Raw genomic sequence first — 25083 nt, 5'->3', positions numbered from 1 at the left:
TGACGGCCACGCGGACGGCGCAATCTCCCTAGACTCTTGGGCATGAAGCGTCTGGGGCTCCGCGTCACCATCACCTGCCTGGTTCTCGGCCTAACTGCCTGTACGACGTCGGCCACAAGCCGACTGACGACCGACCAAACAGTTGCCCGACCCATCGACTTCGACCAACCAACAACTCCACAGGCAGCCGAAAAGGCAGCGCCGGCAGGCGATCGAACCGCACAGATCCTGCGGGCCGTCGCCGTGAAGGACCAGCGCGTGGTGGCGGGCGGCGTCGACCAGTCGGACAACCTCGGCCGCGCGCTGTTCCTGAGCAGCGACGACGCCGGTGTGACCTGGACCCGCCGAAACCTGGACCAGGACTCCGTCAAGCGATCGGCAGCCTTCGAGGGGGTCAGTGATCTGGCCGCCGGCCCGACGGGATTCGTTGCCATCGGCGACGGATCACCTGGTCTGGTGCTGTGGCAGAGCGCCGACGGGACGAGCTGGCGACGGCTGCCAACCGACGCCAAGGTCTTCCGCAAGACCGACTACCTCAGGGCGATCACGGCTACTCCGACCGGTTTCGCGATCGTCGGCGGCAGCACGCTGGGAGACGGGACCCTGGTCTACTGGCAGTCCAGCGACGGCACCTCCTGGAGTCGAAACGACGGTCCGGCGATCGGCCTCAAGCCGACAGTTCCGGGCGAGGTCGGTGCCGCCGAGATCGTTGCCTCAGGCAAGACCGTGGTGATCAGTGGCAACCTCTCGACGCCGGCGAACACCAAGCAGACCGACAGATTGCAGTACTGGTACTCCGTTGACAGCGGCAAACATTTCCGAGCCGCTGCCATCAAGGGCGAGCTCGCTACTCGGTACCGGGTCTACAACAACGCGCTGGCCGTCGGCGACGGCAGGTTCGTCGCGCTCGTTCAAGGCTCCGGGTTCGACGAGTCGGAGGAGAACTCGTGGGACGGAGTCGTCGTGGAAGGCGGCAGCACCGGCGCATCCTGGCAGGTCGCGGCCAAACCGTGGACTCTCGGCTCGACCTTCGAGGACATTCCCGGCACGCTGGTCAAGGCCCGCAAGGACTGGGTCGCGACGGCATCGGTGACCTCTGACACGACGGACACGACGGTCGCGGTCGGGCCCACCTGGGCGCAGCTCGCCGACGGGACCGACGCGGACAGCCAACGGGCTCGCGGCACTCAGATGGTGGTCGATTCGGTGGCCGTCGGCGACGACGTGGTGATGGTCGGCTCGAACGATCGGACCGGATCGACGGAGCCGGCGGTCTGGCGGTACGCCGAGAACCGCGTGTCGCCCATCGCGCTACCCGCCGAAGCATCCGGGGGCCGCCCGTCGTCGGACGTGAACACCATCGTGCAGGCAGGCAAGGAGCTGGTCGCGGTCGGCGAGGTCTCGACCGCTCCGACCGGCTGGACTCGCGACGGATCGACCTGGCAAGCCACCACCCTCCCGGGGCGCACGAACAATGTGTCCCTCTACCTGCACGGCGCCGCCGCGACCAGGGACGGGCGCGTCGTCGCAGTCGGCGAGAAGAATCTGCCGATCGGGCAGCGGGCCGCAGTCTGGATCCGCGCGACGAACGGCCAGTGGGCCGAGGCCGACTCACCGGTGTTCGGGGTGTGGGCACGATCGGCGTACGGCGGACCAGTCGCGAACTCGGTGGCGATCGGCCCGTCGGGATGGGTCGTGGTCGGGCAGCGCCACGACGGCGACGGGCATTTCGACGCGTGGTCGGCGTACTCCAAGGACGGCAAGAGCTGGGTCGAGGGGGTCGGCGGGAAGGTGCTGTCGCTCGACCCCGACAAGGACACCCGGCGTACTCGCGCACAGAACCTGCGCACGACGGGGACCGGCGACGCGGAGCTGACCGCGGTGCTCGCGGTCGGGAAGAGATTCGTCGCCGGTGGCGATCGTGGTGACGGAACGCCGGCGGTCTGGCTGTCGCCGAACGGGAGCGACTGGAAGACGGTCGTGAACCTCCCACTCGCCAAGGGTGTGAACTCGGCGAGTGTGCTCGAGCTGAGCCAGATCGGGACCACGCTCGTCGCGGTCGGCGACTACGGCCGGAAGGACGGCGACAGCGATGGTGGCTGGACGAGCTGGACCTCCAAGGACGGCGGTCTGACCTGGACGAACCAGATCGCCGTACCGGCCAAGGCCGACGTCATTGACCTGGTCAGCGTGCCGAACGGTGTCGTCGCGCTGGGCAACACTGGAAGCGACGACGAGACCGACGCGGCCGCCTGGTTCAGTCGCGACGGACGGACCTGGAAGCCGATCACTGTGCCAGGCGATCGGACCAAGGGACCCGGGCGGCAGGGGTTGGTCTCGGCGGTGCCTGTGGGCGGGAAGCTGCTCACGGTCGGGTACGACGTTCCGCCGACCGGGGGCGGCGATTACCAGCTTGAGATGGACCTCCCGAAGTGAGTTGGTGGGGCGGGTCATTAGGCTGTGGGTGATCACTAGCAGCGTGAAAGGACTTCTCCGTGAGTGTCGATGAGCTGACCGCCCAGCGTGACCGTGCCCAGCAGGACTACGAGGCGTTGGTGGCGAAGGGGCTGAAGCTTGATCTGACCCGGGGGAAGCCCTCGCCGCAACAACTGGATGCGGCCCAGGACGTGCTGACGCTGTCCGGGGATCCGGTCGCGGCCGACGGTACCGACCTGCGGAACTACGGCGGTCTGAACGGGCTGCCGGAGCTGCGGGCGATCTTCGCCGCGGACCTGCAGGTTCCGGTCGACCAGCTGCTCGCCGCCGGGAACTCGAGCCTCGAACTGATGCACGACGCGGTCGTGTTCGCGTTGCTCGGCAAGGTGCCGGGCGCCGAGCAGCGGTGGGCCGACGTCGAGGGACTGGCGTTCCTGTGCCCGGTGCCGGGCTACGACCGGCACTTCGGGATCAACGAGCGGTACGGGATCAAGATGATCCCCGTCCCGATGACTCCCGAGGGTCCGGACATGGACGTCGTCGAGCGGCTGGTCGGGGAGGACGCCGCGATCAAGGGCATCTGGTGTGTGCCGAAGTACAGCAACCCCGACGGCACGGTCTACTCCGACGAGACGGTTCGCCGGCTGGCGGCGATGGAGACGGCCGCGCCGGACTTCCGGATCTTCTGGGACAACGCGTACGCCGTGCACCACCTGACCGACTCGCCCGCCGAGATCGCCGACGTCCTGGCGTTGTGCGCGGAGAACGGGCACCCGGATCGGGCGTTCGTGTTCGGGTCGAGCTCGAAGATCACGCTCGCGGGGTCCGGGGTGGCGTTCTTCGGATCGTCGCCGGACAACGTGAAGTGGTGGCTGAGCCACACGGTCAAGCGGAGCATCGGGCCGGACAAGATCAATCAGCTGCGGCACGTGCAGTTCCTGCGCGACGCCAACGGGCTGCACGCCCACATGCGCGAGCTGGCCGGGATCATCCGGCCGAAGTTCGAGGCGGTCGACAAGATCCTCACCGCCGAGCTCGGTGACACCGGACTGGCCACCTGGACCACCCCGGCCGGCGGCTACTTCGTCAGCCTGCAGGTCCCCGAGGGTTGCGCCGCCGAGGTCGTCGCCAAGGCGAAGGCGGCAGGCATCGCGATCACGCCGGCCGGCGCCACCCACCCGTACGGCGACGACCCGACCGACCAGACCATCCGGATCGCGCCCACCTACCCCGAGCTCCCCGAGGTCGAGGCGGCGATCACCGGCCTGGCAACCTGCGTCCGCCTGGTAGCCACCGAAAAGCTCCTCGCCAACAGCTGAACCCCCTTAACCCACGCCACCTCCAGAACCCACCTGCCGCCGGCGCCAGCTGATGGGATATCCCATCAGCTGGTCCCTTATCCCCCCGAAACCCCAGGGGAGGAGGGACAAGTTCATGGGGTATCCCATGAAGTTGCGGTGGGTCGCGGCGGAGCTAGGGGGTGGGGAGGTCGCGGTGGAGCTAGGGGGTGGGGAGGTGGCGGCGGAGCTAGGGGGTGGGAGGTCGCGGCGGAGCTAGGGGGTGGGGAGGTCGAAGATCAGGCAGGTTGAGGTGGCGTGCGCGAGGAGCTTGCCGGCTTCGTCGTATAGGTGTGCTTCGGCGACCGCCGTACGACGGCCTCGGCTGATGATTGCGCCTTCGCAGCGAAGGGCGCCGGACTTGACCGAGACCGGCTTGATGAAGCGGGTCACCAGGTCGAGCGAGGTGTAACCGACGCCGGCCGGCAGGGTCGAGTGGACGGTGCATCCGGCCGCGGTGTCCAGCATCGTGGCGATGACCCCGCCGTGCACTGTCCCGAGCGGGTTGTAGTGGAACTCGGCCGCCGGCATGAAGACCGTGAAGTGCCCTTCCTCGACCTCGATCCCGGTCGCGCCCATCAGCTGCAGGATCGGCGGCGGCGGGAGCTCTCCGTCTCGGAGCGCCCGCAGCAACTCCAGCCCGGACGTCGTGCCGATCCGCGCGGCAGTCTGCATCGGATCGCTCCACGAGAAGGTCCGGGTCCGGACCGCCGGATCGGCCGGAGCGTCCTGCTGCTGCGTCTCAGTCATGCCCTGAGCCTCACATTCCCCACTGGGTCTGTCAACGAGACCTAGCCCTCATTACGATGACGGTATGACGACGTACGACGCCCTGGACTGGTCGGTGGAGAACTGTCCGATCGGCCGGACGATGGAGATCCTCGGTGAGCGGTGGACCGTGGTGGTGCTGCGCGAGGTGTTCAACGGGATCCGCCGGTTCGACGACCTCCGGGTCCGCACCGACATCCCGCGCCAGGTGCTGTCGAACCGGCTCGCCAAGCTCGTCGACCACGGGATCCTGCGCCGGGCGCCGTACCGCGAGCCGGGCTCACGGCAGCGGTTCGAGTACCGGCTGACCGAGAAGGGCCTCGATCTCTACCCGATGCTGATCGCCATCCGCGATTGGGGTGACAAGTACCTGGTCGGCCCCGAAGGATCGCCGCTCGCGATCGAGCACCGCGACTGCGGGGCGCCCGTTCATGCGGAACTGCGGTGCGAATCCGGACATGCGGTGAACTCGCCGCGGGACGCCGTACCGCGTCCTGGGCCGGGTGCGCGGCGACGTAACGGCAGGCTGACAAACGCATGAAATGAAGGGGTTTCGCCCGTTTCCCTTCCTTTGCACCGCGCACTCGATAGGCTGCGTTGCGGGAGGATGTTGTGAGGCAGTTCAACACACCACCGCAATGGCCCGCCCCGCCGACGCCACGGTGGCGACCACCCCGACGCTGGCGTCCGCCGACGGAGTGGCCGACCGCACCCAAGGGATGGTCGTTCTGGGTCGACGAACACGGTCAGCCGGTGCGCGGACCGGTCGGTAGGTACGGCGGGGGCAGCCGGCTCGCGGCCACCGCGATCGTGGTCATCCCGACCGCGTTGATGACGCTCGTGCTGGTCAACCCGTGGCACGCCGGCGACTCCGCGAGTACGACGCCAACCGTCATCCCGATGCTCGTCCCGGCGACCGAGGCACCGATCCACCGCACCCAGAAGCCGACGCGGCAATCGGCCCGAACCCCGACGCTCGACACACCCGCACCGACCGCAGCGGTCCTACCGACCTCGACGGTCCTGCCGAAGGCGACCGTGGTCTACAAGGACTGCGCCGCGGTCCGGGCCGCGCACAAGGCACCGCTCCCCCGCGGCAACCCCGGCTACTCGAGAGCCCTCGACCGCAACCACGACGGCATCGCCTGCTCCCGCGGCGACTGAGAGGGATCGTGGCTCACGGCAAGCCAGCGCGAAGCGGGCGAAGCGAGCGGAGGGGCGGAGGGGCGGATCTCCGGGCCACTCTCAACCACGAACCGCGCACTACCCCGACGGGCACTGAAGCCTGGACACAAGCGCACCGACCCCGATTGCTGAGTGCTGCCTGGCTGGTACCCGCCCCACCCCGGACCGCCGCCGTCCCCTGATATTCAAGCTTCATAGGCTTCCGAATAACCCTCATTGATGTTGTTTCTCTGCTCTTCTTCTTTGAAGAGCAAAGAACAAAAGCAGGGAAAGACAGGGACAGAAAAAAATAAGAGGGGGCCGGGTCCCTGGCTGAGGTCGGCGGCGGGAAGGAGTTTTGGGAGGATATCGCGCCTGATGTGGGGAGAGATCCTCCCGAAGCTGACTGTTCCGGGCCGACGGATCAGCAGGTGGACGGTGTTGTCCGGGTGGCGGGTTTCTGGGTATGGAACGGGCGATTCGCGCAGGGCTTGGACAGCTCGTGGCGGGTGTGCACAGGTCATTTCTTGTTCACACCGACTATAAGGAACAGGTAAAGAAGACGGAGTGGCTGGGGTCGGCGTCATGGTGGCGGCCAGTGGTGGTTGAACCGACGATCGGCCGAGGTCGCGCACCGGACGGTTTTCAGCTGGTTGATCGACGCCCTCGGCTCGTTAGGCAAGCATTCAAAGCAGCTGCACCCCGACCGCCAGGCCATCACAATCGTCGTCCAGCAGGCGAAACACGCCTACCATCCGCCGGGACCGTGGATTGTGATGGCCTGGAGCCACGGTCACTCAGTGGCTGGTTCTCGGCAGCCCGGTCCCTCGCATGCGGTGAGTCGCTGCACTCCGCACCCGCCGGCCACCGACTGGCCGCACCTACGCACCAAGCCCACCAGGCACCCAGCCACTCTATCTTTTCTGTCCCTACCTTTTTCTTTCCCTTGCTCTTCTTCGCTGGGGATATAAATAACCCTCTTCTGAGGTGCCTCGAAGTCGGTTTACAAGCGGATCGACTTCTTGTTCATGAATTCTTCGAGGCCGGCGGGGCCCAGTTCGCGGCCGAGGCCGGAGCGTTTGATGCCGCCGAAGGGGAGGTCGGCCTGGGAGCCGCCGGCGCGGTTGAGGTAGACCATGCCGGCCTCGATCCGATCGGCGACGCGGCGGTTGCGGTCCGGGTCGGTGCCCCAGACCGAGGCGCCGAGGCCGAACGGTGTGTCGTTCGCCAGCCGGATCGCGTCGTCCTCGTCCTCGGCTTTGAACACGATCACGACCGGCCCGAAGATCTCTTCGTAGTACGCGTCCATCTCCGGCGTGACGTCGGTCAGGATGGTCGCTTCGAGATACGCACCAGGCGTGACGCGATGACCGCCGGTACGAAGCGTCGCGCCCTGGTCGACCGCCTTGGCGACCTGCGCGGCGACCTCGTCCGCGGCCGCGGCCGACGCGAGCGGCGGGAGCTTCGTCTCCGGGTCGGCGGGGTCGCCGGGGATGTAGTACTCCGCGACCCGTTTGGTCAGCCGATCGACGTACTCGTCGTACAGGTCGGCGAGCACGATCATTCGCTTCGGCGCGTTGCAGGACTGGCCGCAGTTCCGCATGCGTGCGGTCGCGGTGGCGTTCACCGTCTCGTCGAGGTCGGCGGTATCGAGCACGATCAGCGGGTCGGAGCCGCCGAGTTCGAGCACGGTCCGCTTGAGGTTCTTGCCCGCCTCGGCGGCGACGGAGACGCCGGCCTGTTCGCTCCCGGTCAGCGAGACGCCGACGATCCGCGGGTCGGCCAGGATCGCCGGGATCTGCCGGCTCGACGCGAACGTGTTCACGTAGACGTCCTGCGGTACGCCGGCCGCCCACAGGATCTCCTCGATCGCCCGGCCCGAGCGGGGGCAGATCGATGCGTGCTTCAGCAGGATCGTGTTGCCGAGCACGAGGTTCGGGGCGACGAACCGGGCGACCTGGTAGCACGGGAAGTTCCAGGGCATGATCCCGAGCAGCGGCCCGATCGGATTCTTGGTGATGACCGCTTTGCCGCCCTTGATCGCCACCGGCTCGTCGGCGAGCAACGCCGGCCCGTGCTCCGCGTAGTACCGGAAGATGTCGACCACGATGCCGACCTCACCCCGGCCCTCGTTGATCCGCTTGCCCATCTCCAGCGTCATGATCGCGGCCAGCTCGTCGGCCCGCTCCTCGAACAGGTCGGCGGCCCGCGCCACGATCGCCGCGCGCTCCTCGACCGGCCGAGCCCGCCACCCCGGATAGCTGGAATGCACCCGGCTGATCGCGTCCCGGACCTCTGCCTCGGTCGAGTTCGCCACTTCTTCGACCAGTTGTCCCGTCGCCGGGTCGGTGACTGAGTACATCGTTCCTCCAGTTGAAGCCGCCAACGAACCCCCGCTCAGGCTAACCACTCCACCCCATACTGTATACAGTCATCTCATCTGTTGTGTTCGGGGGCGTCGACCAGGCAAGCTCGTGGATCTGCCCGATGTCCCGCCCCTTCGTCGATCGGATGCCCGCCCGTGTCTGAGCAACGGAAAGTACGTGTTGTCGTACGGCTGATCGCCGTACTGGCCGCTGTCTCGGTGCCCACGATGGCACTTGCGTCGCCGAGTGCGACCGCTCCCCCGGATCCCGCGAACGCCTGGCAGTACCCGCACTGGCCGCAGAAGCAGCCCTGGCAGGAGACACAGCAGGAGGCCGGCCAGGACAAGCGCGTCGCGACCACCACGTCGAACGGTCTGCCCGGGCCGATCGACCCGCAGAACTGGGTGAACCCGGACCACATGACGTGGGACGACTACGTCAAACCGCCGGGAACCGACTGGGCCAACCCGGCGACCCCGGGCTCGACCCGTACGTTCAAGGGTGCGCTCGTCCTGCTCGACTACCCCAACCAGGACTTCGTGATCACGAAGCCCAAGGGGTCGACGCCGTTCGGCAATCCGAGTGCCGCGGCGAACGGCGTACCGCGCGACCAGGTGGCCCAGTTCTACCAGGATCTCCTCAACACCCCGGGGCCTCTCAACCACGGCCACACGCTGCACGAGTACTGGATGGAAGACTCCGGCGGCCGGTACGGCGTGGACCTGACCGCATTCGGTCCGTACCGGATGCCGGGCAAGTCGCACGAGTACGGCATGGAGTTCCAGGGCGGCACCGCCTGTCCGGCCGGCGACAACTGCAACCGCAACATCCGCACCGACGGTCGCGCCGCATGGGTCGCGGACCAAGGTGCCGAGGTCCCGGCGGGGTACGACTTCGTCTTCTACCTGAGTGCCGGCCAGGACGAGTCGTCCACCTGGCAGGAGTTCGGGATGATGAAGTTCCCGACCAAGGAGGACGTCAGCGACGACTTCGGCCCGCCGGACCCGAACCTGCCGAACTGGTCGGACACCCGGTACGTCGACTGGACGTCCTGGCTCGCGGGTGCGTCCATCTGGCCGAACGCCGGCGGCGGCTCCTCGACGCAGGCGGAGAGCTCAGGCATGGGCGTGTACGCACACGAGTTCAGCCATATCCTCGGCATCGGTGACAACTACAACAACCCGTACAGCATCCCGGCCCGGCGCGACTACACCGGCATGTGGGAGATGCTCAGCCGCGGCAGCTTCAACGGTCCGGGTGGTCCACACAGTCGCTGGATGATCCCTGCCACCGGTGGTGCCTCGATGGGCGCGCAACACATGCTGCGCAACAAGATCAAGCTCCAGATGGTCGACGAGCAGAACGTGCTGCGGTTGTCGCGGGAAGCGCTGGCGACCTCGGGCGTGGTGATCGCGAACGTCACCGCCCGAGCCGTCCAGCCGGGGCCGAAAGACCTGTCCGGCATCAACATTCAGCTCGGTGGATCCGGTGACCTCGCGCCCGCGTGCGACGTCGCGACGGACCCGTTCTGCGATGGTCGCGGCTACCAGAACTACACGGTCGAGGTGGTGGACCGGATGGGCACGGACTCGTACACCTCCGATTCCGGCGTACTGCTGGCGAAGACCAAGAACCAGGATCAGGCGCCGTTCGAATGGGTCGTCGACGCCAACCCGCAGGACATCAACATGACCGACTACGTCCTGCCCGACGGCACCAAGGTGCCGATCACGATCGGCGACTACCGCCAACTCTCGGACGCGCTGTTCCACGCCGGCACGAACTCGGGCAGCGAGTACGAGTACACCGACACCGCGAACCGCCTGCACTTCTACATCACGAACGTATGCCGGGACCGCGCCGGGATCCTCTCGTACACGGTCGCCATCCGATCGCTGGACGGCTCCGGCCCACAGAAGCGCGGCGTCCGCGTCCTGCCGACTGTGGCCAAGCCGGCCGGACAAAACGGCGTACAGACCTGCAACTTCCAGCTCACCAACACCGGCAAGGCCGGCACGGTCTCACAGCACCCCGAGGACGTCACGCCGTACCTGAAGGGCGACGTCTATCGCCTGTCGGCCAAGGTGAACGGCAAGAACTGGGCGATCAGCCTCCCGAACGCCCTGGCCACTGCGAACGCGGGCCAAAACATCACCGTCCCCGTCTACACCAAGGCCGGCACAAGTCCGGTGGCCACGATCAACCTGACCGCCAAGTCCGAAAGCGACCCCAGCAAACAGGCGACCGCAACCTGCGTCGCCATCAAGCGGTAAGCGGTGTCAGACAGCTGAAAGGTGCTCCGCCCTAGCGTCGAAACATGACGCAGACCGAGGTGATGCTGGGGCGGAGCCGGTTGCGGACCGTGCAAGTGGGGATCGTCGTGCTCGCGGCGATCATCCTGGTGTTCGCGATCGCGCGGCTGATCAACGACGTACCGCATATCTACAACGGCACGGTCCCGCCGGAGGCGATCGACAAGGAGTACGTCGCCCACCCCTGGATCTCGTACCTGCACATCGGGCCGGCGGTGGTGTATCTGCTCGGGGCGCCGATCCAGCTCGCGTATCGGATCAGATCCAGGCACTACACCTTCCACCGCCGCTTCGGCCGGATCGTGCTGGTGTGTGCGTTGCTGTGCGGTGTCTTCGCGATCTGGTTCGGCCTGTTCTACAGCTTCGGAGGCCCGGTGCAGGCGGCGGCGTCGGTGGTCTTCGGGCTGTGGTTCCTGTTCTGCCTGGTCAGCGCGTTCCGCGCGATCCGTCGCCACGACCTGACCAACCACCGCCGCTGGATGATCCGCGCGTTCGCGATCGGGATCGGCGTCGGCACGATCCGGATCTGGGTCTACCTCTTCACCCTCCCCGACGTTCTCTCCTTCCCCGCCGCCTTCGCCGCATCCTTCTGGATCGCCTTCGCCCTCCACGCCGCCTTCGCCGAATGGTGGATCCGCACCACCCCTACTCCCCCGGGCTGACGCCTGGCGCCGTGCTCAGGTACTTCGCGATCCGGGCATCGTCCCAGCCATGCGCTTCGTGCAGACCGGTTGAGATCCACCGCAGGTACGTCGCGGAGGGCGCGGCCGGGCTCAGGTCGGCCGCGGCCTCGTGGGTGATGGTGAACATCGGTACGCCGTCTCGTTCGCCGACCCGCACCACGGTTTCGTAGCGGCCCGGGCCCATCGTGTGGAGCTCGAACACATCCGGCAGCAGCGAAGCCAGCGACAGCGCGAACGGGCTGCCCGGCAGGCGCCACATCTCCTGGGCCGCGACGTCGCCGAACTGATCCGGCGTCAGCAAGTACGCCCGCCCCGCGACACCACGGGTCGCGGTCGGGTCGTAGAAGGCCGAACCACCGCCCCAGACCTTCGACTCGCCCGCGAACAGCAGACCACCGCTGATCTCCACGCCCTCCATCCGCCCGGGGTCGCTCGGATCGCGGCAACCGGGGTACTCGCGGCTGCCGCCGGCCGGACGCCCGCCGGCCACATAACACCGGAAGCGGTCGAACGCGAGATTGGAACCGTAGGCGACGTACCAAACTCGCTGCATCGAACCTCTCAGACCGGGAGCGGACGTTCGGCGAAGGCCTGCTCAGCCTCTGCCAGAACAATGCGAGAAGCATCACGGTACCGGCGATCCGCCTCGGCCGGACTGTTCCCCACCGCCGTCAACCCCAACCGGCCCTTCTCGGTCAGGCAGCTGATCATGTGGAACACCACACCGACCTGCCGGGACTGATCGAAGTGCAGCCCGTGCCGGGCCACGATGTCGAACAGGTCCGCGGGCAGCAGGCCCGTCAGGAGTTCCGACTCGAGGTGATCGGTCGCGACCAGATGTTTCTCGTCCCCACCCGGTGTCACGAACAGCGCCGTCCGCGGGTCGTAACGCCCGTCGGTCAGGAACTGCAGCGTGAGGAACGGATGGGTGGTGCCGCCCTTGCGCAGATTGAGCTCGATCGCGTACGGCGTCCAGCCGCCGTCGCTGCCACGCACCACGACGAAGTCGATCGCGAACCGTCCGAGCGCACCTTCGCTCGCCAGTCGTCGTCCGATCGTCGAGGCGTGCTCGGTGATGAGCCGCGCATACTCGGGCGCTGCCGGGAACACACACCCCAGGTAGCTCTGACCACTCGCGCCACCGAGCAGCTGATCGTGTGTCGACAACAACTCGATCGCGCCGCCAGGCACGACGCGCAGCTGAACGCTCGGGCTCCGCAGCTCGTCGCCGACGATCCGCTCCTCCACAATCCCGCCGTTCTCCGCGAACTTGGCGACGTAGACCTCGAACGGCGTCGTCGTCGACTCCAGCTCCATCTCCAGCAGTCGCTTCATCACCTCCGCGCGTTCCGTCTCCGACCCGGGCGCCGGCAGGCCCTTCAACCGGACCACAGCATTGCCTTCACCGGAAACACCCTCGTTGAGCTTCACGATCGCGCTGTCCATCGTGGGCCGCTCCGCGCGCATCGAGAGCACGGCGTCCGCGATGTCGTCGAGGCTGCGCAGGTTCTCCGCACCGAGCGGATGCGGTACGCCGACCTCCGCGAACAGGCGGCGGCACCCGGACTTCGAACCCAGTGGAGCCAGCCGCGGATCGGCGCCGTACATCGGGATGCCGAGACTGATCGCGACATCGCGCTCGAGCTCGGTCGTGTTGTAGGGCACCAGGTGCGAGCGCCGCGGGTTCGGGATCAGCGCCGCGATCCGCTGCAGCAGTCGCGGCCGGGCCAGCAGCTTCTCACTGAGAGAGATCGGACTGGCGTCGTTGACCGCGAGCAGCGACAACCGGGCGCGGGCATGGCTCGGGATCACGCCGGGTAGTAGCGCCAGGTAGTACTCGACGATCTCGGGAGCGATCGGCATGGAGGTCACGTAGATCATCCGCAGCCGCGGTTCGCGTAACAGGATCAGCAGGAACAGGAACCGTTCCTCGTAGGCCTGCATCATCGTCCCGGTCCCGGCGCTCTCGGTCCGGTCCAGCGTGAGCGAGGGTACGACGACCACCGACTCGTCCTCGTGGTTGAGCCGCATCGCCGCCCACACGCCGGCCATCCGCGCCTGCAACTCGTCGAAGCGCTGATACCGCTCGTCCTCGGTCAGAGCAGACAGCCCACGTTCGGTCTCGCCCGGAGCCGTCCACAGGTCGCCGGTCATGACGCGATCCGCGAATTGTCGAGACCACGAATGCTGTACGCGTGCACGGTCCGGCTGAAACCACGGACCTCGCGGAGCCCGGCGTCCTCGCCGATCACCACGTCACCGGCAGCGGTGTAGACCCGTTCGGTGGCCAGGATCTGCCACGCTTCCGCATCGGCGCACAGGCGCGCGGCCAGGTTGGTCACGCTACCGATCGCGGCGTAGTCGATCCGTCCGTCGAACCCGATCGTGCCGAGCGTCGCGTACCCCTGCGCGACGCCGATGCCGAGCCCGAGATCGTGGCCTCGCCGGCTCCAGGTCTCGGCCAGTCCGCGGACGCGGGTCCGCATCGCAACGCTCATCCGCAAGGCCCGCAGCGGGCCGTCCTCGCAGCGCACCGGATCGTTGAAGAACACCATCAAGCCGTCGCCCGCGAAGCGTTCCAAGGTCCCTTCGAACCGGAAGATCAGGTCGCCCAGCGCCTGGTGGTACTCCTCCAGCACGCCCATCACCTCCTCTGGCTCGCTCGCCTCCGCGAAGGTGGTGAACCCGCGCAGGTCACAGAAGACCACCACGATTTCGCGCCGGTGACTGGCCAGGAACGACTCGTCGCCGGAGTCGACGATCAGTTCGGCCAGCTGCGGGCTCAGGAACCGGCGCAACCGGCCCATGCGTTGCAGCTGCGACACCTGGCTCTCGACCCGCGACTCCAGCTCCTGGTTCCACGCCGCCAGCTCGGTGGCCTGGCGTTTGATCGTGTCCTGGTACCGCTTGATCCGGGCCAGCGAGGCCACTCGGGCCAGCAGCTCGCTCTGATTGACCGGCTTGGTGAGGAAGTCGTCCGCGCCGGCCTCCAGCGCCTTCACCTTCTGCTCGTCGCCGCTGGCTGTCACCATCACGACCGGTAGATAGGCAGTGTCCACCTGGTCCCGGATCCGGCGGCACACCTGATAGCCGTCCATCCCCGGCATCAGGATGTCGAGCAGGACGAGATCGATGTCCTCGGCAGCGATCAGCTCGAGTGCCTGCTGCCCGGCGGAGGCGGTCAGAACGTCGTACCCACGCGGGCTGAGGATCGCCTCCAGCAACCGGACATTCGGCGGCTGGTCGTCGACCACGAGCACCTTGGTCATCTCGCACCACCCAGCCGGAGGAAGTCCCTGACCTGCTGCGGCAACCGACGCACGCTGATCGGCTTCTCGACGTATCCGGTGAAGCCGGAGTCGAACGCGTTCTGCCGGTCGTCGTTCATCGCGAAGGCCGTCACAGCGACCACCGGTACGGCGTGAGTCCGCTCACCGGCCCGGATCCGGCGCAACGCCTCGGCGCCGTCGATGCCGGGCAGCTGCAGGTCCATCAGGATCAGGTCCGGCTCCTCCAGGGCCGCGAGCCGGACGCCGTCCTCACCCGAGGTCGCCTCGATCACCTCGTACCCGGAGAATTGCAGCACATCCCTGACCAGCTTGAGATTCTTCGGATTGTCCTCCACCACCAGGATCCGGCCTGAACTCATCGATCCTCCCCCTCGTCGGTTATGGCTCCCACCGCCCGCAGCGCGCGGAGCAACGCGTATCGGCTCACCGGTTTGACCAGGTAGGCAGCGGCACCGAGCGCGGCACCGCGCGTCTGTTCGTCGACGATCGACACGACGATCACCGGGATGTCCTGGGTTCCCGGCTCGGCCTTCAGCGCCTGCAGCACCGCCCACCCGTCGATCCCCGGCAACCGGATGTCGAGCAGCACAGCGGCCGGCCGGACCCGGCGGACGGCGTCCAGTCCGGACTGCCCGTCCCCGGCCACGGTCACCCGCACCGCGGGCCCGGACAGATAGGCCGTGATCAGGTCGAGCGACGGCCGGTCGTCCTCGATGACGACGACATCGGCCACAGTTCGGTTCGGGTCCGGCCGGTGCTCGTTCTCCCTGCTCCGCAAGGAGAATCCGAAGGTGCTGCCGACACCGACCTGACTCTCCAGCCACATCCGACCACCGAGCAGCTCGACGATCCGCCGCGACAGCGTCAGGCCGAGGCCCGTGCCTTCCTCCTGGGACGGTCCGCGGCCGCCCTGCTGGAACGACTCGAAGATCCGCTCCTGGTCCTCCGGCGGCACGCCCCGACCGGTGTCGGTGACCGCGATCCGCACCTCAGCTCCGGACCGGCTCGCCCGGACCACCACCGAACCGCCGTCGGCGGTGAACTTCACCGCATTGGTCATCAGGTTCAGTACGACCTGCTTCAGGCGCAGCTCGTCGGCGTACACCTCGTCGATACCGGGTCCGACCTCGACCCGCAGGTCGATGCCGTGCGCAGCCGCCCGCTCGCGCAGCATCGCCAGGGTGCCGTCGAGTACCCGCCGCAGCGGGAAGGTCGAGTACTCCAGCTCCATCCGGCCGGCCTCGACCTTCGACAGGTCGAGGATCTCGTTCAGCAGTTCGAGCAGGTGCTTGCCCGAGCCGTGGATGTCGCGCAGGTACTCCTCCTGGCGCTCGTTGAGCTCACCGAACATCCGCTCCAGGAGGACTTCCGAGAACCCGAGTACGGCGTTCAGCGGCGTCCGAAGCTCGTGCGACATGCTGGCGAGGAACTCGGACTTGTGCCTGCTGGCTACCTCGAGCTCCGCGCTGCGTTGCGTCAGCTCCCGGTAGAGCTGAGCGTTCAGCAAAGCGAGTGTCGACTGATCGGCGAACATCTCGAGCAGGGTCAGGGTCTCGGCCGAGAACTCACCTGGCCGTTTGCGCCGAACCACCAGCGAACCGACGATCCGGCCCGCCCGCAGCAGGGGTACGGCGACCAGTGACTGCCAGCCCGCCTCGTACAGCACCGACAGGTGCGGATCGAGTTCCGCCGTACCGAGGTCGGGCACCGCGAGCGGGCGACCGAGCTTGGCCGCGCGACCGACCAGGGTCTCGTCGAGGTGGATGCGGGTCGCTCGCAGCCGTTCGATCACGCTCGGGTCGGTCTGGAACACGCTGCGGACCAGGAAGCACCGCTCGACCGCGTCGTACTCCATGATCGAGCCGCCGTCGGTCGCCGAGATCCGGACCGCCTGCTTCACGATGGTCGCCAGCACCTTGGACACGTCGAGACTGGAGTTGACCGCCTCGCCGACCTCGCGCAGCGCCTCTAGCTCACCGACCTTGCGGGCCAGTTCGGCGCCCCGAGCCTCGAGCTGCTGGACGAGCTTGACGCTGTTCACCGCCATCGCCGCCTGGCCGGCGAACGCGGTCACGAGGTTCTGCTCCCGCTGGTCGAACGGGCTGACCTCGTTGCGCCAGACGCAGAGCGCCCCGACCACCTGATCGTCGATCAGCATCGGCGACCCCATCGTGGTCCGGAAACCCGCCACCCGCTGCAGGTCCTGCCGATCGAAGTCCGGATCGGCGAGGACGTCGTCGATCTGCTGGGTGGCCCGATCCAGGCCCGCCCGGCCGACCAGCGTTCCCCGGTTCATCGGGATCGGGTGCTCGGTGATGTACCGGATCGACTCCGCCGACATACCGACTGCTTTGCTGAGCCGGTAGTAGCCGTCCTCGAACAGATACAGCTGCGCGGCCTGCGAACGGCAGAGCCGGCAGGCACTCTCGACGATGGTGGTGAGGACCGCGTCCGGGTCACCGGCCGAGCGGCCGACTGCGGAGAGTACTTCGTTGGCTGCGGCGAACTGATCGGCCAGGGCCGCGAGCTGCCCCTGGAGCCGTCGCCGTTCCAGTTCCGTCCCGGCGCTTCCAGCGAGCGCCCGCCCACCCATCGCAGCCTCCAACCCCGAGTCCCCCAGGCCGCGCTCATCCAGTTTCCCGCCGGACGGCGGCGAGGGCAATCGCTCGCAGTGATCGAGCTGCGGAGGCTCACCCGTCCGAGTGGCCGCAGTGCCACCGGATCAGGACAGCAGAGAGTTCATCTTCTGTGGCTGAAACGTTCAGGCTAGGGTGCCTGCGATGCAGTGCTGGTGTTTCAGACTCCATCCGCCCTAGCCCGTCAGGAGAACCGTATGCCAGACATCAACCGCCGGAGGTTCCTGCAACTCGCCGGAGCCTCGGCCGCCTTCGCGGCGATGAGCAACAGCATCGAGCAGGCCGCCGCGATTCCGGCCCAGCACCGGTACGGCGACATCCAGGACGTCGAGCACATCGTCGTCCTGATGCAGGAGAACCGCTCGTTCGATCACTACTTCGGCACCCTCAAGGGTGTTCGCGGCTTCGGTGACCCGCGGCCCGTGACGCTGCCGAGCGGGCAGCCGGTGTGGCACCAGAAGAATGTTCTCGGCAAGGAGATCCTGCCGTTCCACCCCGACGCCGACGACCTGGGGATGCAGTTCATCCAGGACCTCGCGCACAGCTGGGGCGACGCGCACCAGGCCGTGAACGGCGGCAAGTACGACCAGTGGATCCCGGCGAAGACGTCGACCACGATGGCGTACCTCACCCGCGACGACATCCCGTTCCACTACGCCCTGGCCGACAAGTTCACCTTGTGCGACGCGTACCACTGCTCGTTCATGGGGTCCACCGACCCGAACCGGTACTACATGTGGACCGGCTACACGGGGAACGACGGCACGGGCGGCGGCCCGGTCCTGGGTAACGACGAGGCCGGATACGGCTGGACGACGTACCCGGAACGGCTCGAGCAGGCCGGCGTCTCGTGGAAGATCTACCAGGACATCGGTGACGGCCTGGACGGTCCCGGTGGCTGGGGCTGGATCGACGACGCGTACCGCGGGAACTACGGCGACAACTCGTTGCTCTACTTCAACAACTACCGCAACGCCAAGCCCGGGAACCCCTTGTACGACAAGGCCCGCACCGGCACGAACGCGAAGGCCGGCGAGAACCTCTTCGCCCAACTCACCGCGGATGTTCGCGGCAACAAGCTCCCGAAGATCTCCTGGATCGCCGCACCCGAGGCGTTCACCGAGCACCCGAACTGGCCGGCCAACTACGGCGCCTGGTACATCTCCCAGGTCCTCGACGCTCTCACTTCCAACCCGGAGGTCTGGAGCAAGACCGCGCTGTTCATCACGTACGACGAGAACGACGGCTTCTTCGATCACGTCGTACCGCCGTTCCCGCCGATGAACGCCAACCAGGGCCTGTCGACCGTCGACCCGAGCGCCGACCTGTACACCGGCACGAAGGCCGCGCACGGCCCGTACGGTCTGGGCCAGCGGGTGCCGATGCTGGTCGTGTCGCCGTGGAGCACCGGCGGCTACACCTGCTCGGAGACCTTCGACCACACCTCGATCATCCGGTTCATGGAGCGCCGGTTCGGCGTGCACGAGCCGAACATCGCGCCGTGGCGGCGGGCCGTCTGCGGCGACCTCACCTCGGCGTTCGACTTCGACACCAAGACCACCCGGCCGACGCAGCTCCCGGACACCTCGTCCTACCAGCCGCCGGACGACAAGCGGCACCCGGACTACGTGCCGACGCCGCCCGCGGTCGGCACGGTCCCGGCGCAGGAGCGCGGCTGCCGTCAGACCCGACCGTTGCCCTACGCACCGATCGTCGACGGTGCCGTTGCCGACAGCAAGTACAAGCTGACCTTCAGCTCCGGTCCGCACGCGGGCGCTGGGTTCCTGATCACGTCGGCGAACCGCGGCGACGGTCCCTGGACCTACACCACCGAGGCCGGCAAGACCATCGCGGACAGCTGGAACCCGATCTACTCCGGCGGCGTCACCGACCTCACCGTGCACGGCCCGAACGGCTTCCTCCGCACCTTCAAGGGTAAGGCCGCGACCGCTCTCGAGATCACGGCCCGCGACAACGCCCGCACCGGCGACGTCGTACTCACCCTGACGACCGACGTCGCCCGCCGCGTCACCATCACGAGCGCGTACGGCGGCCGCCCGAAGAAGCTGAGCCTCAAACCCGGCACGACCACCTACACCGTCACCACCGAAAGCCGCTGGTACGACGTCTCCGTCACCGCCGACGCGGACACCACCTACCTCCGCCGCTTCGCCGGCCACGTAGAAACCGGCGCCCCCGGCACCAGCGACCCCGCCATCAAAACCGTCTGAACCAACACCCTCGAATCCCCTGTCCGCAATCTCATGGGATATCCGGTCAAAGTGTCCCTTCTCCCCTGGAAACCCCAGTGGAGAAGGGACAACCCGCAGGGTTATCTCATGAGATGGACGTCGGCCGGCTGTGGACGAGGCGGCTTCGGCGGGTGGGTCAGATGATCGGGGCCTCGGGTTTGGTGTCGACCAGGTTGGTGTCCGCGGGCTGGTCGAGGCCTTCGACGTTGATGCGGGTGGTCCAGCGGTTGTCGGGGTCGGGTGAGGGGATCGAGTCGAGCAGGAGTTTGGTGTACGGGTGTGACGGCTCGTGCATGACCGTGGAGACCGGGCCGCGTTCGACGATCTCGCCCTTGGTGATGACCATGACCTCGCCGCCGAGGTAGTAGACCGTGGACAGGTCGTGGGTGATGAACAGCGTCGTCATGCCGTGCTCGCGCTGGAAGTCGAGCAGGATGTCGAGGAAGTGCTTGCGTACCTGGGCGTCCAGCATCGAGACCGGTTCGTCGGCGATGATGAACGACGGACGCAACATGTGCACCCGGGCCAGCATGATTCGTTGCCGCTGACCGCCGGACAGCTGATGCGGATACCGGCCGAGGACGTTCTCCGGCTCCAGCCGGACCGCCCGCAGCGACTCCTCGATCAGCTCCAGACCCTTGGACCGGCTTTTGGTGAGACCGAACTTCTTGAGCGCCTTCCAGAGCACGCGATCCACCCGATAGAAGGGATTGAAGATCGCGTACGGATCCTGGAACACGGGCTGGACGTCGCGCCGGTACTCGTCGTACTCGGTCCTGCTCAGCTTGAAGATGTCCTTGCCGCCGTACAGGACCGATCCCGCCGTCGGCTTCTGCAGACCGAGCACGTTCCGCGCGATCGTACTCTTCCCGCTGCCGCTCTGGCCGACCAGGCTGACGACCTGCGGTGGTGACGCCGCGAGCGTGAAGCTCACGTCGTCCACCGCGGTCAGGTAGCCGCCTTCGACCCCACGGGCATGGAATCGTTGCTGTACGCCACGAAGTTCGAGCTCCGACTTCATGATGCCCTCCGTCCCAATCGCGGGATCGACTCGATCAGCTGCCGCGTATAGGGATCCTGCGGATTCTTGAACACCTGCCGTACGTCGCCGACCTCGACCAGCCGGCCTTCGTACATCACCGCGACCCGGTCGACCAGCTGCGCGTGCACACCCATGTCGTGCGAGATGACCATCAGCGTCACGCCGAAGTCGGTCCGCAGATCGGCCAGCGATTGCAGGATCACCCGCTGGATCGTCACGTCGAGCGCGGTGGTCGGCTCGTCCGCGATGACCAGATCGGGTTCGAGCGCGACCGCGATCGCCATCAGCACGCGCTGCTTCATCCCGCCGGACAGCTCGTGCGGATACATCCGCGCGACCCGCGGCTCGAGTCCGACCTGGCCGAGCAGCCGAGGGATCATGTCCCCGACCGCTTCCTTCCGGTTCGGCGCGTGTTCGAGGATCACGTCCTTGAACTGCTCGTGCACCCGCATCACCGGATTGAGCGAACTCATGGATCCCTGCGGGAGATAGGAAAGAGCGCTCCACCGCAGCACCCGCAGTTCCTCACCGTGCACCTTGAGCAGATCCACCGGCGACCGCCCGGCCGGGTTGAACACCACCGACCCGGCCGTCACCTTTCCCGGCGGCTTCAGCAACCGCAGCAGCGCGACCGCCAGTGTGCTCTTCCCGCTGCCCGACTCGCCCGCGATCCCGAGGATCTCGCCGCGTCGTACGTCGAGATCCAGATCGCGGACCGCCTTCACGTCACCACGGTTGGTCGAGTAGGTGACCTCGAGTCCCTTGATCTCCAAAACAGATTCACTCACCGGCCACTCCCCTCAGCCTAGGGTTGTAGACCTCTTCCAACCCGATGTTCACCATGTTCAGCGCCGCGAACAGCAGCGTCAGCAACACGATCGGTACGACGAACATCGGCCACGCCCCCAGCGTCAGCGCGCCGGTGTTGATGGCGTTGAAGATGATCTGACCGAGGTCGATCACTCCACCCGGCCCGAGCCCGATCACCTCCAGGCCGACCAGCCCGAAGATCGCGCCCAGGGCCGATGACGCGAACCCGACCCCGATGAACGGCAGCAGGTTCGGCAGCAACTCGGTCACGATGATCTCGAGGTCACGGGCCTTGCTGACCCGCGCCAGATCGACGTACGGGCGCGACCGTAGGCTCAGCACCTGCGACCGGATCGTCTTCGCCGCGAACGGCCACGAGAAGATCGAGATCATCACGCCGACCTGGAACAGGCTCACGTTCTTCGCGTACGCCGACAACGCGATCAGCAGTGGGAACGTCGGGATCACCAGCAGGATCCCGGTGAACGTCGACAGGATCCCGTCGATCCAGCCGCCCTTGTACCCCGCGACGAACGCCACGATCACACCCACGACGGTGGAGATGATGCCCGCGATCGCCCCGATCTGCAGGGAGACCGCCAGCGCACTCACCACCATCGCGAACACGTCCCGCCCGAACTGATCGGTCCCGAGCAGGTGACCAGGCCCAGGCACCAGCCACTTCTCGTACGCCGCCAGCTCGATCGGATCCTGTCCCCCGCCGATGGCCCTCACGATCAACGGGCTGAACAGGGCCAGCAAGATCATCGCCGCGAGAATGATCATCCCGGTCGCCAGCCGACGACTGTGCCGAATCGTTCGCCATGCAGCTCTCAGTAGTCTCATCGCGATCACTTCCAATATTTGACGCGTGGGTCAAGTAGTGGGAGGAGGAGGTCGAGCAGGAGGACGGCGGTCAGCACCGAGAAGATCGCGATGTTGGTCACCCCAAGGATCGTGTTGAAGTCGAGCTGCTGGATCGCTGTGACCAGGGTCGTGCCGAGACCCGGGTAGTTGAACAGCTGCTCGACCAGCACGTTGCCGTTGAAGATGAAGCCGAGCGAGATCCCGAACGCGGTGATCTGCGGCAGGTAGCAGTTCCGCAGCGCGTAGCGGGTCAGGATCCGCCAGCCCTTGAGGCCCTTGGCCTCGGCGTACACCAGGAAGTCCTCGCCGAGTACCGGGACCATCAACATCCGGGTGGACAGGATCCAGCTCAACGTCCCGATCACCACGATCGACAGCCCGGGCAGCAGCCCGTACTTCAGCACACTGCCGATGAACTCGGGTGTGATCCCGGGACTTATTCGAGAGTCGTACGCCGATCTCGCCGGCAGCACGCCCATGGAGTAGGCGAAGATGTAGACCAGGATCAGCGCCACGAAGAAGTACGGCACGTGCGACAGCGCGATCGAGAGGTTGGTCGCGATCCGCGAACCGAGCTTGCCGCGCCGCCAGCCCGCGATCGCGCCGATCACGATGCCGAGGATCCACGCCAGCACGGCGGAGATGCCGAGCAGACCGATGGTCCAGGGCAACGACCTGAGGATGACGGTCTGCGCCGGGGTCGGGTAGTTGATCAGCGACGGGCCCATGTCGCCGTGCAGGATCAGCTTCCCCATGTACTTCACGTACTGGGTGAAGATGTTGCCGTCGAGCCCGAACTCGTGCTGGTACCGCGCGATGATCTCGGCACTGGCCTGCTGGTTGTAGATGTAGTTCTGCTGCAGCGACTGGATCAGCGTCTGGATCGGGTCACCCGGCATCAGCCGGAAGAAGAAGAACGTGATCGTCAGCGCTCCCCACAGCTCGACCAGGTACAGCCCGAGCCGGCGGATCGCGTACGCCGCCAGTGGGTGCCGCGACAGCCAGGCCCGCACCCCGCTCGGGGACGCCGTCTGTTTCCTCGGCTTGTCGACGGCAGCCACCGGCGGGGCATCCGCCGTCACGCCGGTCCTTTCTGCCCGGTGGCGCTGATCTTCGCGAGCACGAAGATGAAGTGCGGCCACCAGTTCAGCGGCACCTCGTACAGGTTGTCGTCGGTCGGCCAGTCCTTCCAGAACGCCGTGTTGAAGTACGACGGGTAACCGGTCTGGATCACCGACAGCATCGGCAGCTCCTGGAAGTAGATCTCCAGGGCCTGGTCCAGCAGCGGCTTCGCCTCCGGGCTGCTCGGGTCGATCCCGGCCAGCTGGTGCGACAGCTCGTCGAACTTCGGGTTCCGGAAGCGCATCTTGTTCTTGCCGGCGGCGTTCTTGCCGATCGGCTGGTACTTGTCGCTGGTCCAGTCGGTGTACAACTGCTCGGGGTCGATCGCGAACCCGGCCCAGCTGGAGTCGATGTCGTACTCACCGCGCTGGAACTTCTCGTCGTGCACACTGCCGGACAGGCTGCGCAGCGTCGCCGGTACGCCGACCTTGGCCAGCTCGGTCTTCAGGACGTTCGCGATCGCGTACTCGCCGCCGTCGACCGGCGACGGCGTGATGATCTCGAGGTTGATCTCCTTGCCCTTGTACGTCCGCTTGCCGGCGGCGTTCTTGGGCGCGATCTCGTCGAGCAGCTTGGTCGCCTTGTCCGGGCTGAACTCGAACTTGTACTTGTTCGCGAGGTCGTCGTTCTTCCACTTGTCGTTGGTCGGATAGTCCGCCCACGGGTACACAGCAGGCGGCACCTCGACCGGCCAGATCGACTTGCCGATCTTCTCGCGGTCCAAGCAGTAGTTGATCGCCCAGCGCATCTTCTCTTCCGAGATCACGCCGCGGGCGGGGTCGCAGTTCAGCCACATCACCCGTGGGTTCGGGTCGTGGAACTGCGTCGTGGCCAGGTTCGGGTAGCCGGTGTTGCGCAGCTGCTTGGCGTGCTGCTCGTCGATCGAGCCGACGTCGAACTCGGCGCGTTCGAAGGCCAGTGACGCCTGGTCGAGCTGCTTCGACGTGCTCTGGTAGACGGCGTACTGCGGCTTGACGTCGAGCTTGTCCTTGTTCCAGTAGTTCGGGTCCTTCTCCCAGACGAACATCTTCTGGTTGCGGATCGCCTGCTTGAGCTTGTACGGGCCGGACCGGACCGGCGGATTGTCCTTGTACTTGGTCGGGTCCTGCCCCTTCCAGATGTGCTCGGGCATCACGTTGATCGGCGCACCCGCGATCGCGGCGATGAAGTTGTAGTGCAGTCGCGGCGTCGGCTTGAGCAGCTTGACCACCGCGGTCTGCGCATCCGGTACGTCGATGCTCTTGACGAACTCCTTGAGCTCACCGCCACCGCCGAACAGGTCCGGCCGGTCCTTCAGCAGCATCACGGTGAACTTGAAGTCGTTCGCGCCCAGCGGCTGGCCGTCGTTCCAGTGCGCCTTCGGGTCGAACTTCAGCGTCAGCTCGGTGTGGTCGTCGTTGTACTTGAACTCGGTCGCCAACCACGGCGTCAGTTTGCCGGTGGCGAAGCTGAGGAAGAACAACGGTTCGGTGGCCAGCTCCACGCCCGCGCCGCCCGGAGACCCGTTCGGGATCATGCCGTTGAAGCTGTCGAAGACGGTGTACTCGACCTGGCCGACGATCATCGACTGTTCCCGGGGGACCGGGATGTTGGCCTTGCCGATCTGGATCGTCTTGGTGGCGACGGGCTTGTTGTTGGCGGGCTTGTCGGAGTACGAACCTCCGCCGCCGGAACAGGCGGCCAGGAAGGCTGTCATCGCCGCGGCGGCACCTGCGCCGAGCATGTTGCGGCGGCTGAGTTGATAGCGGACGACCTCGGCGACATCTTCGAACTGCGAGCCAGGTGTTTCGTTCATGACGAAAGTCACCTCCGTTTCTCTTGCGCGGACATGGCGATCACCGACCGAGAGGTGTGTCGGACTATAAGTAGGGATGACAACGTTGGCAAGAGTTCATTGCCACGTTGAAAGCACGACGTCATATCCGCAGATCAGTCGATATACCAACCCATGACAACGATGTTTTGCTCTGCGTGACCAGACACCCAGGTGGTCCAGTC

Annotated in this window: 19 protein-coding genes; 7 read left to right on the top strand and 12 right to left on the bottom strand. The window is 66.6% G+C overall.

All coding sequences use genetic code 11. From position 1 onward, the window contains the following. Nucleotides 1-42 precede the first annotated feature (42 nt). Both ACWF4Z_RS21950 and ACWF4Z_RS21945 read left to right on the top strand, forming a co-directional pair. The gene (locus tag ACWF4Z_RS21950; protein ID WP_452244965.1) at nucleotides 43-2436 is read left to right on the top strand and encodes a hypothetical protein; all 2394 of its coding nucleotides are present in this window, start codon (nucleotides 43-45) and stop codon (nucleotides 2434-2436) included. A gap of 59 nt (nucleotides 2437-2495) precedes the next feature. Beyond that, nucleotides 2496-3755: an aminotransferase class I/II-fold pyridoxal phosphate-dependent enzyme gene (locus ACWF4Z_RS21945; protein ID WP_452244964.1), complete on the top strand. Its 1260-nt coding sequence runs from the start codon at nucleotides 2496-2498 to the stop codon at nucleotides 3753-3755. Nucleotides 3756-3989: 234 nt separating this feature from the next. Here ACWF4Z_RS21945 and ACWF4Z_RS21940 read toward each other — a convergent pair whose 3' ends face one another. Next, a complete protein-coding gene (locus tag ACWF4Z_RS21940; protein ID WP_452244963.1) occupies nucleotides 3990-4523 on the bottom strand; it encodes a PaaI family thioesterase in 534 nt (177 codons plus the stop codon). A 64-nt stretch (nucleotides 4524-4587) separates the two neighbouring features. Between ACWF4Z_RS21940 and ACWF4Z_RS21935 the strand changes: the two genes are divergently transcribed. Beyond that, nucleotides 4588-5082 carry a winged helix-turn-helix transcriptional regulator gene (locus tag ACWF4Z_RS21935; RefSeq protein ID WP_452244962.1) on the top strand — a complete coding sequence of 165 codons (495 nt, stop codon included), beginning with the start codon at nucleotides 4588-4590 and terminating at the stop codon, nucleotides 5080-5082. A gap of 71 nt (nucleotides 5083-5153) precedes the next feature. Continuing rightward, nucleotides 5154-5705, top strand: a complete 552-nt coding sequence (locus ACWF4Z_RS21930; protein ID WP_452244961.1) for an excalibur calcium-binding domain-containing protein — start codon at nucleotides 5154-5156, stop codon at nucleotides 5703-5705. Between the two features lie 1003 nt (nucleotides 5706-6708). On the opposite strand, the gene ACWF4Z_RS21925 is transcribed toward ACWF4Z_RS21930, so the two are convergent. Continuing rightward, entirely contained in the window at nucleotides 6709-8067 is a 1359-nt protein-coding gene (locus ACWF4Z_RS21925; RefSeq protein WP_452244960.1) for an NAD-dependent succinate-semialdehyde dehydrogenase, read from the bottom strand. Between the two features lie 159 nt (nucleotides 8068-8226). Here ACWF4Z_RS21925 and ACWF4Z_RS21920 point away from each other — a divergent pair, with 159 nt between their 5' ends. Together ACWF4Z_RS21920 and ACWF4Z_RS21915 are read left to right on the top strand one after the other, a co-directional pair. Continuing rightward, entirely contained in the window at nucleotides 8227-10344 is a 2118-nt protein-coding gene (locus ACWF4Z_RS21920; RefSeq protein ID WP_452244959.1) for a M6 family metalloprotease domain-containing protein, read from the top strand. A gap of 44 nt (nucleotides 10345-10388) precedes the next feature. After that, nucleotides 10389-11045: a DUF2306 domain-containing protein gene (locus ACWF4Z_RS21915; protein ID WP_452244958.1), complete on the top strand. Its 657-nt coding sequence runs from the start codon at nucleotides 10389-10391 to the stop codon at nucleotides 11043-11045. Here the strand turns inward: ACWF4Z_RS21915 and ACWF4Z_RS21910 are convergent. Genes ACWF4Z_RS21910 through ACWF4Z_RS21890 form a run of 5 tightly spaced genes read right to left on the bottom strand, consistent with a single transcriptional unit; the run spans nucleotide 11029 to nucleotide 16949 of the window. Next, nucleotides 11029-11619, bottom strand: coding sequence for a histone deacetylase (locus tag ACWF4Z_RS21910; protein ID WP_452244957.1), 591 nt, complete (start codon nucleotides 11617-11619; stop codon nucleotides 11029-11031). The genes ACWF4Z_RS21915 and ACWF4Z_RS21910 overlap by 17 nt on opposite strands. An 8-nt stretch (nucleotides 11620-11627) precedes the next feature. Next, entirely contained in the window at nucleotides 11628-13220 is a 1593-nt protein-coding gene (locus tag ACWF4Z_RS21905; RefSeq protein ID WP_452244956.1) for a peptide ligase PGM1-related protein, read from the bottom strand. After that, entirely contained in the window at nucleotides 13217-14335 is a 1119-nt protein-coding gene (locus ACWF4Z_RS21900; protein WP_452244955.1) for an adenylate/guanylate cyclase domain-containing protein, read from the bottom strand. Before ACWF4Z_RS21900 ends, ACWF4Z_RS21905 begins: the two co-directional genes overlap by 4 nt. Then, nucleotides 14332-14715, bottom strand: a complete 384-nt coding sequence (locus ACWF4Z_RS21895) for a response regulator (RefSeq protein ID WP_452244954.1) — start codon at nucleotides 14713-14715, stop codon at nucleotides 14332-14334. The genes ACWF4Z_RS21900 and ACWF4Z_RS21895 overlap by 4 nt, the downstream gene beginning before the upstream one ends. After that, nucleotides 14712-16949: a hybrid sensor histidine kinase/response regulator gene (locus tag ACWF4Z_RS21890; protein WP_452244953.1), complete on the bottom strand. Its 2238-nt coding sequence runs from the start codon at nucleotides 16947-16949 to the stop codon at nucleotides 14712-14714. Before ACWF4Z_RS21890 ends, ACWF4Z_RS21895 begins: the two co-directional genes overlap by 4 nt. A gap of 240 nt (nucleotides 16950-17189) precedes the next feature. On the opposite strand from ACWF4Z_RS21890, the gene ACWF4Z_RS21885 reads away from it, so the two are divergent. Further along, complete coding sequence (locus ACWF4Z_RS21885; protein WP_452244952.1) at nucleotides 17190-19223, top strand: phosphocholine-specific phospholipase C; 2034 nt, start codon at nucleotides 17190-17192, stop codon at nucleotides 19221-19223. A gap of 157 nt (nucleotides 19224-19380) precedes the next feature. Here ACWF4Z_RS21885 and ACWF4Z_RS21880 read toward each other — a convergent pair whose 3' ends face one another. From ACWF4Z_RS21880 to ACWF4Z_RS21860, 5 genes are read right to left on the bottom strand one after another with little or no spacing between them, the layout of a single operon-like run. Further along, the gene (locus ACWF4Z_RS21880; protein WP_452244951.1) at nucleotides 19381-20265 is read right to left on the bottom strand and encodes an ABC transporter ATP-binding protein; all 885 of its coding nucleotides are present in this window, start codon (nucleotides 20263-20265) and stop codon (nucleotides 19381-19383) included. After that, the gene (locus tag ACWF4Z_RS21875; RefSeq protein WP_452244950.1) at nucleotides 20262-21074 is read right to left on the bottom strand and encodes an ABC transporter ATP-binding protein; all 813 of its coding nucleotides are present in this window, start codon (nucleotides 21072-21074) and stop codon (nucleotides 20262-20264) included. The genes ACWF4Z_RS21880 and ACWF4Z_RS21875 overlap by 4 nt, the downstream gene beginning before the upstream one ends. Then, complete coding sequence (locus ACWF4Z_RS21870; RefSeq protein ID WP_452244949.1) at nucleotides 21067-21942, bottom strand: ABC transporter permease; 876 nt, start codon at nucleotides 21940-21942, stop codon at nucleotides 21067-21069. The genes ACWF4Z_RS21875 and ACWF4Z_RS21870 overlap by 8 nt, the downstream gene beginning before the upstream one ends. Nucleotides 21943-21947: 5 nt before the next feature. Continuing rightward, on the bottom strand, nucleotides 21948-23045 hold the full coding sequence (locus ACWF4Z_RS21865; RefSeq protein ID WP_452244948.1) for an ABC transporter permease: 1098 nt from the start codon (nucleotides 23043-23045) through the stop codon (nucleotides 21948-21950). Next, entirely contained in the window at nucleotides 23042-24880 is a 1839-nt protein-coding gene (locus ACWF4Z_RS21860) for an ABC transporter substrate-binding protein (RefSeq protein ID WP_452244947.1), read from the bottom strand. Before ACWF4Z_RS21860 ends, ACWF4Z_RS21865 begins: the two co-directional genes overlap by 4 nt. Between the last annotated feature and the right edge of the window lie 203 nt (nucleotides 24881-25083).

The sequence above is a fragment of the Kribbella sp. NPDC055071 genome (genome assembly GCF_053608045.1).
Note: the sequence above shows the minus strand (reverse complement) of the source record. Positions and strands in the feature narration are given on the sequence as shown.

What these genes read in the sequence shown, in the direction of transcription:
- ACWF4Z_RS21950 (WP_452244965.1), top strand. Translation starts at nt 43, where the DNA reads ATGAAGCGTCTGGGGCTCCGCGTCACCATCACCTGCCTGGTTCTCGGC.
- ACWF4Z_RS21940 (WP_452244963.1), bottom strand. Translation starts at nt 4,523, where the DNA reads ATGACTGAGACGCAGCAGCAGGACGCTCCGGCCGATCCGGCGGTCCGG.
- ACWF4Z_RS21935 (WP_452244962.1), top strand. Translation starts at nt 4,588, where the DNA reads ATGACGACGTACGACGCCCTGGACTGGTCGGTGGAGAACTGTCCGATC.
- ACWF4Z_RS21925 (WP_452244960.1), bottom strand. Translation starts at nt 8,067, where the DNA reads ATGTACTCAGTCACCGACCCGGCGACGGGACAACTGGTCGAAGAAGTG.
- ACWF4Z_RS21915 (WP_452244958.1), top strand. Translation starts at nt 10,389, where the DNA reads ATGACGCAGACCGAGGTGATGCTGGGGCGGAGCCGGTTGCGGACCGTG.
- ACWF4Z_RS21910 (WP_452244957.1), bottom strand. Translation starts at nt 11,619, where the DNA reads ATGCAGCGAGTTTGGTACGTCGCCTACGGTTCCAATCTCGCGTTCGAC.
- ACWF4Z_RS21905 (WP_452244956.1), bottom strand. Translation starts at nt 13,220, where the DNA reads ATGACCGGCGACCTGTGGACGGCTCCGGGCGAGACCGAACGTGGGCTG.
- ACWF4Z_RS21900 (WP_452244955.1), bottom strand. Translation starts at nt 14,335, where the DNA reads ATGACCAAGGTGCTCGTGGTCGACGACCAGCCGCCGAATGTCCGGTTG.
- ACWF4Z_RS21895 (WP_452244954.1), bottom strand. Translation starts at nt 14,715, where the DNA reads ATGAGTTCAGGCCGGATCCTGGTGGTGGAGGACAATCCGAAGAATCTC.
- ACWF4Z_RS21890 (WP_452244953.1), bottom strand. Translation starts at nt 16,949, where the DNA reads ATGGGTGGGCGGGCGCTCGCTGGAAGCGCCGGGACGGAACTGGAACGG.
- ACWF4Z_RS21885 (WP_452244952.1), top strand. Translation starts at nt 17,190, where the DNA reads ATGCCAGACATCAACCGCCGGAGGTTCCTGCAACTCGCCGGAGCCTCG.
- ACWF4Z_RS21880 (WP_452244951.1), bottom strand. Translation starts at nt 20,265, where the DNA reads ATGAAGTCGGAGCTCGAACTTCGTGGCGTACAGCAACGATTCCATGCC.
- ACWF4Z_RS21870 (WP_452244949.1), bottom strand. Translation starts at nt 21,942, where the DNA reads ATGAGACTACTGAGAGCTGCATGGCGAACGATTCGGCACAGTCGTCGG.
- ACWF4Z_RS21860 (WP_452244947.1), bottom strand. Translation starts at nt 24,880, where the DNA reads ATGAACGAAACACCTGGCTCGCAGTTCGAAGATGTCGCCGAGGTCGTC.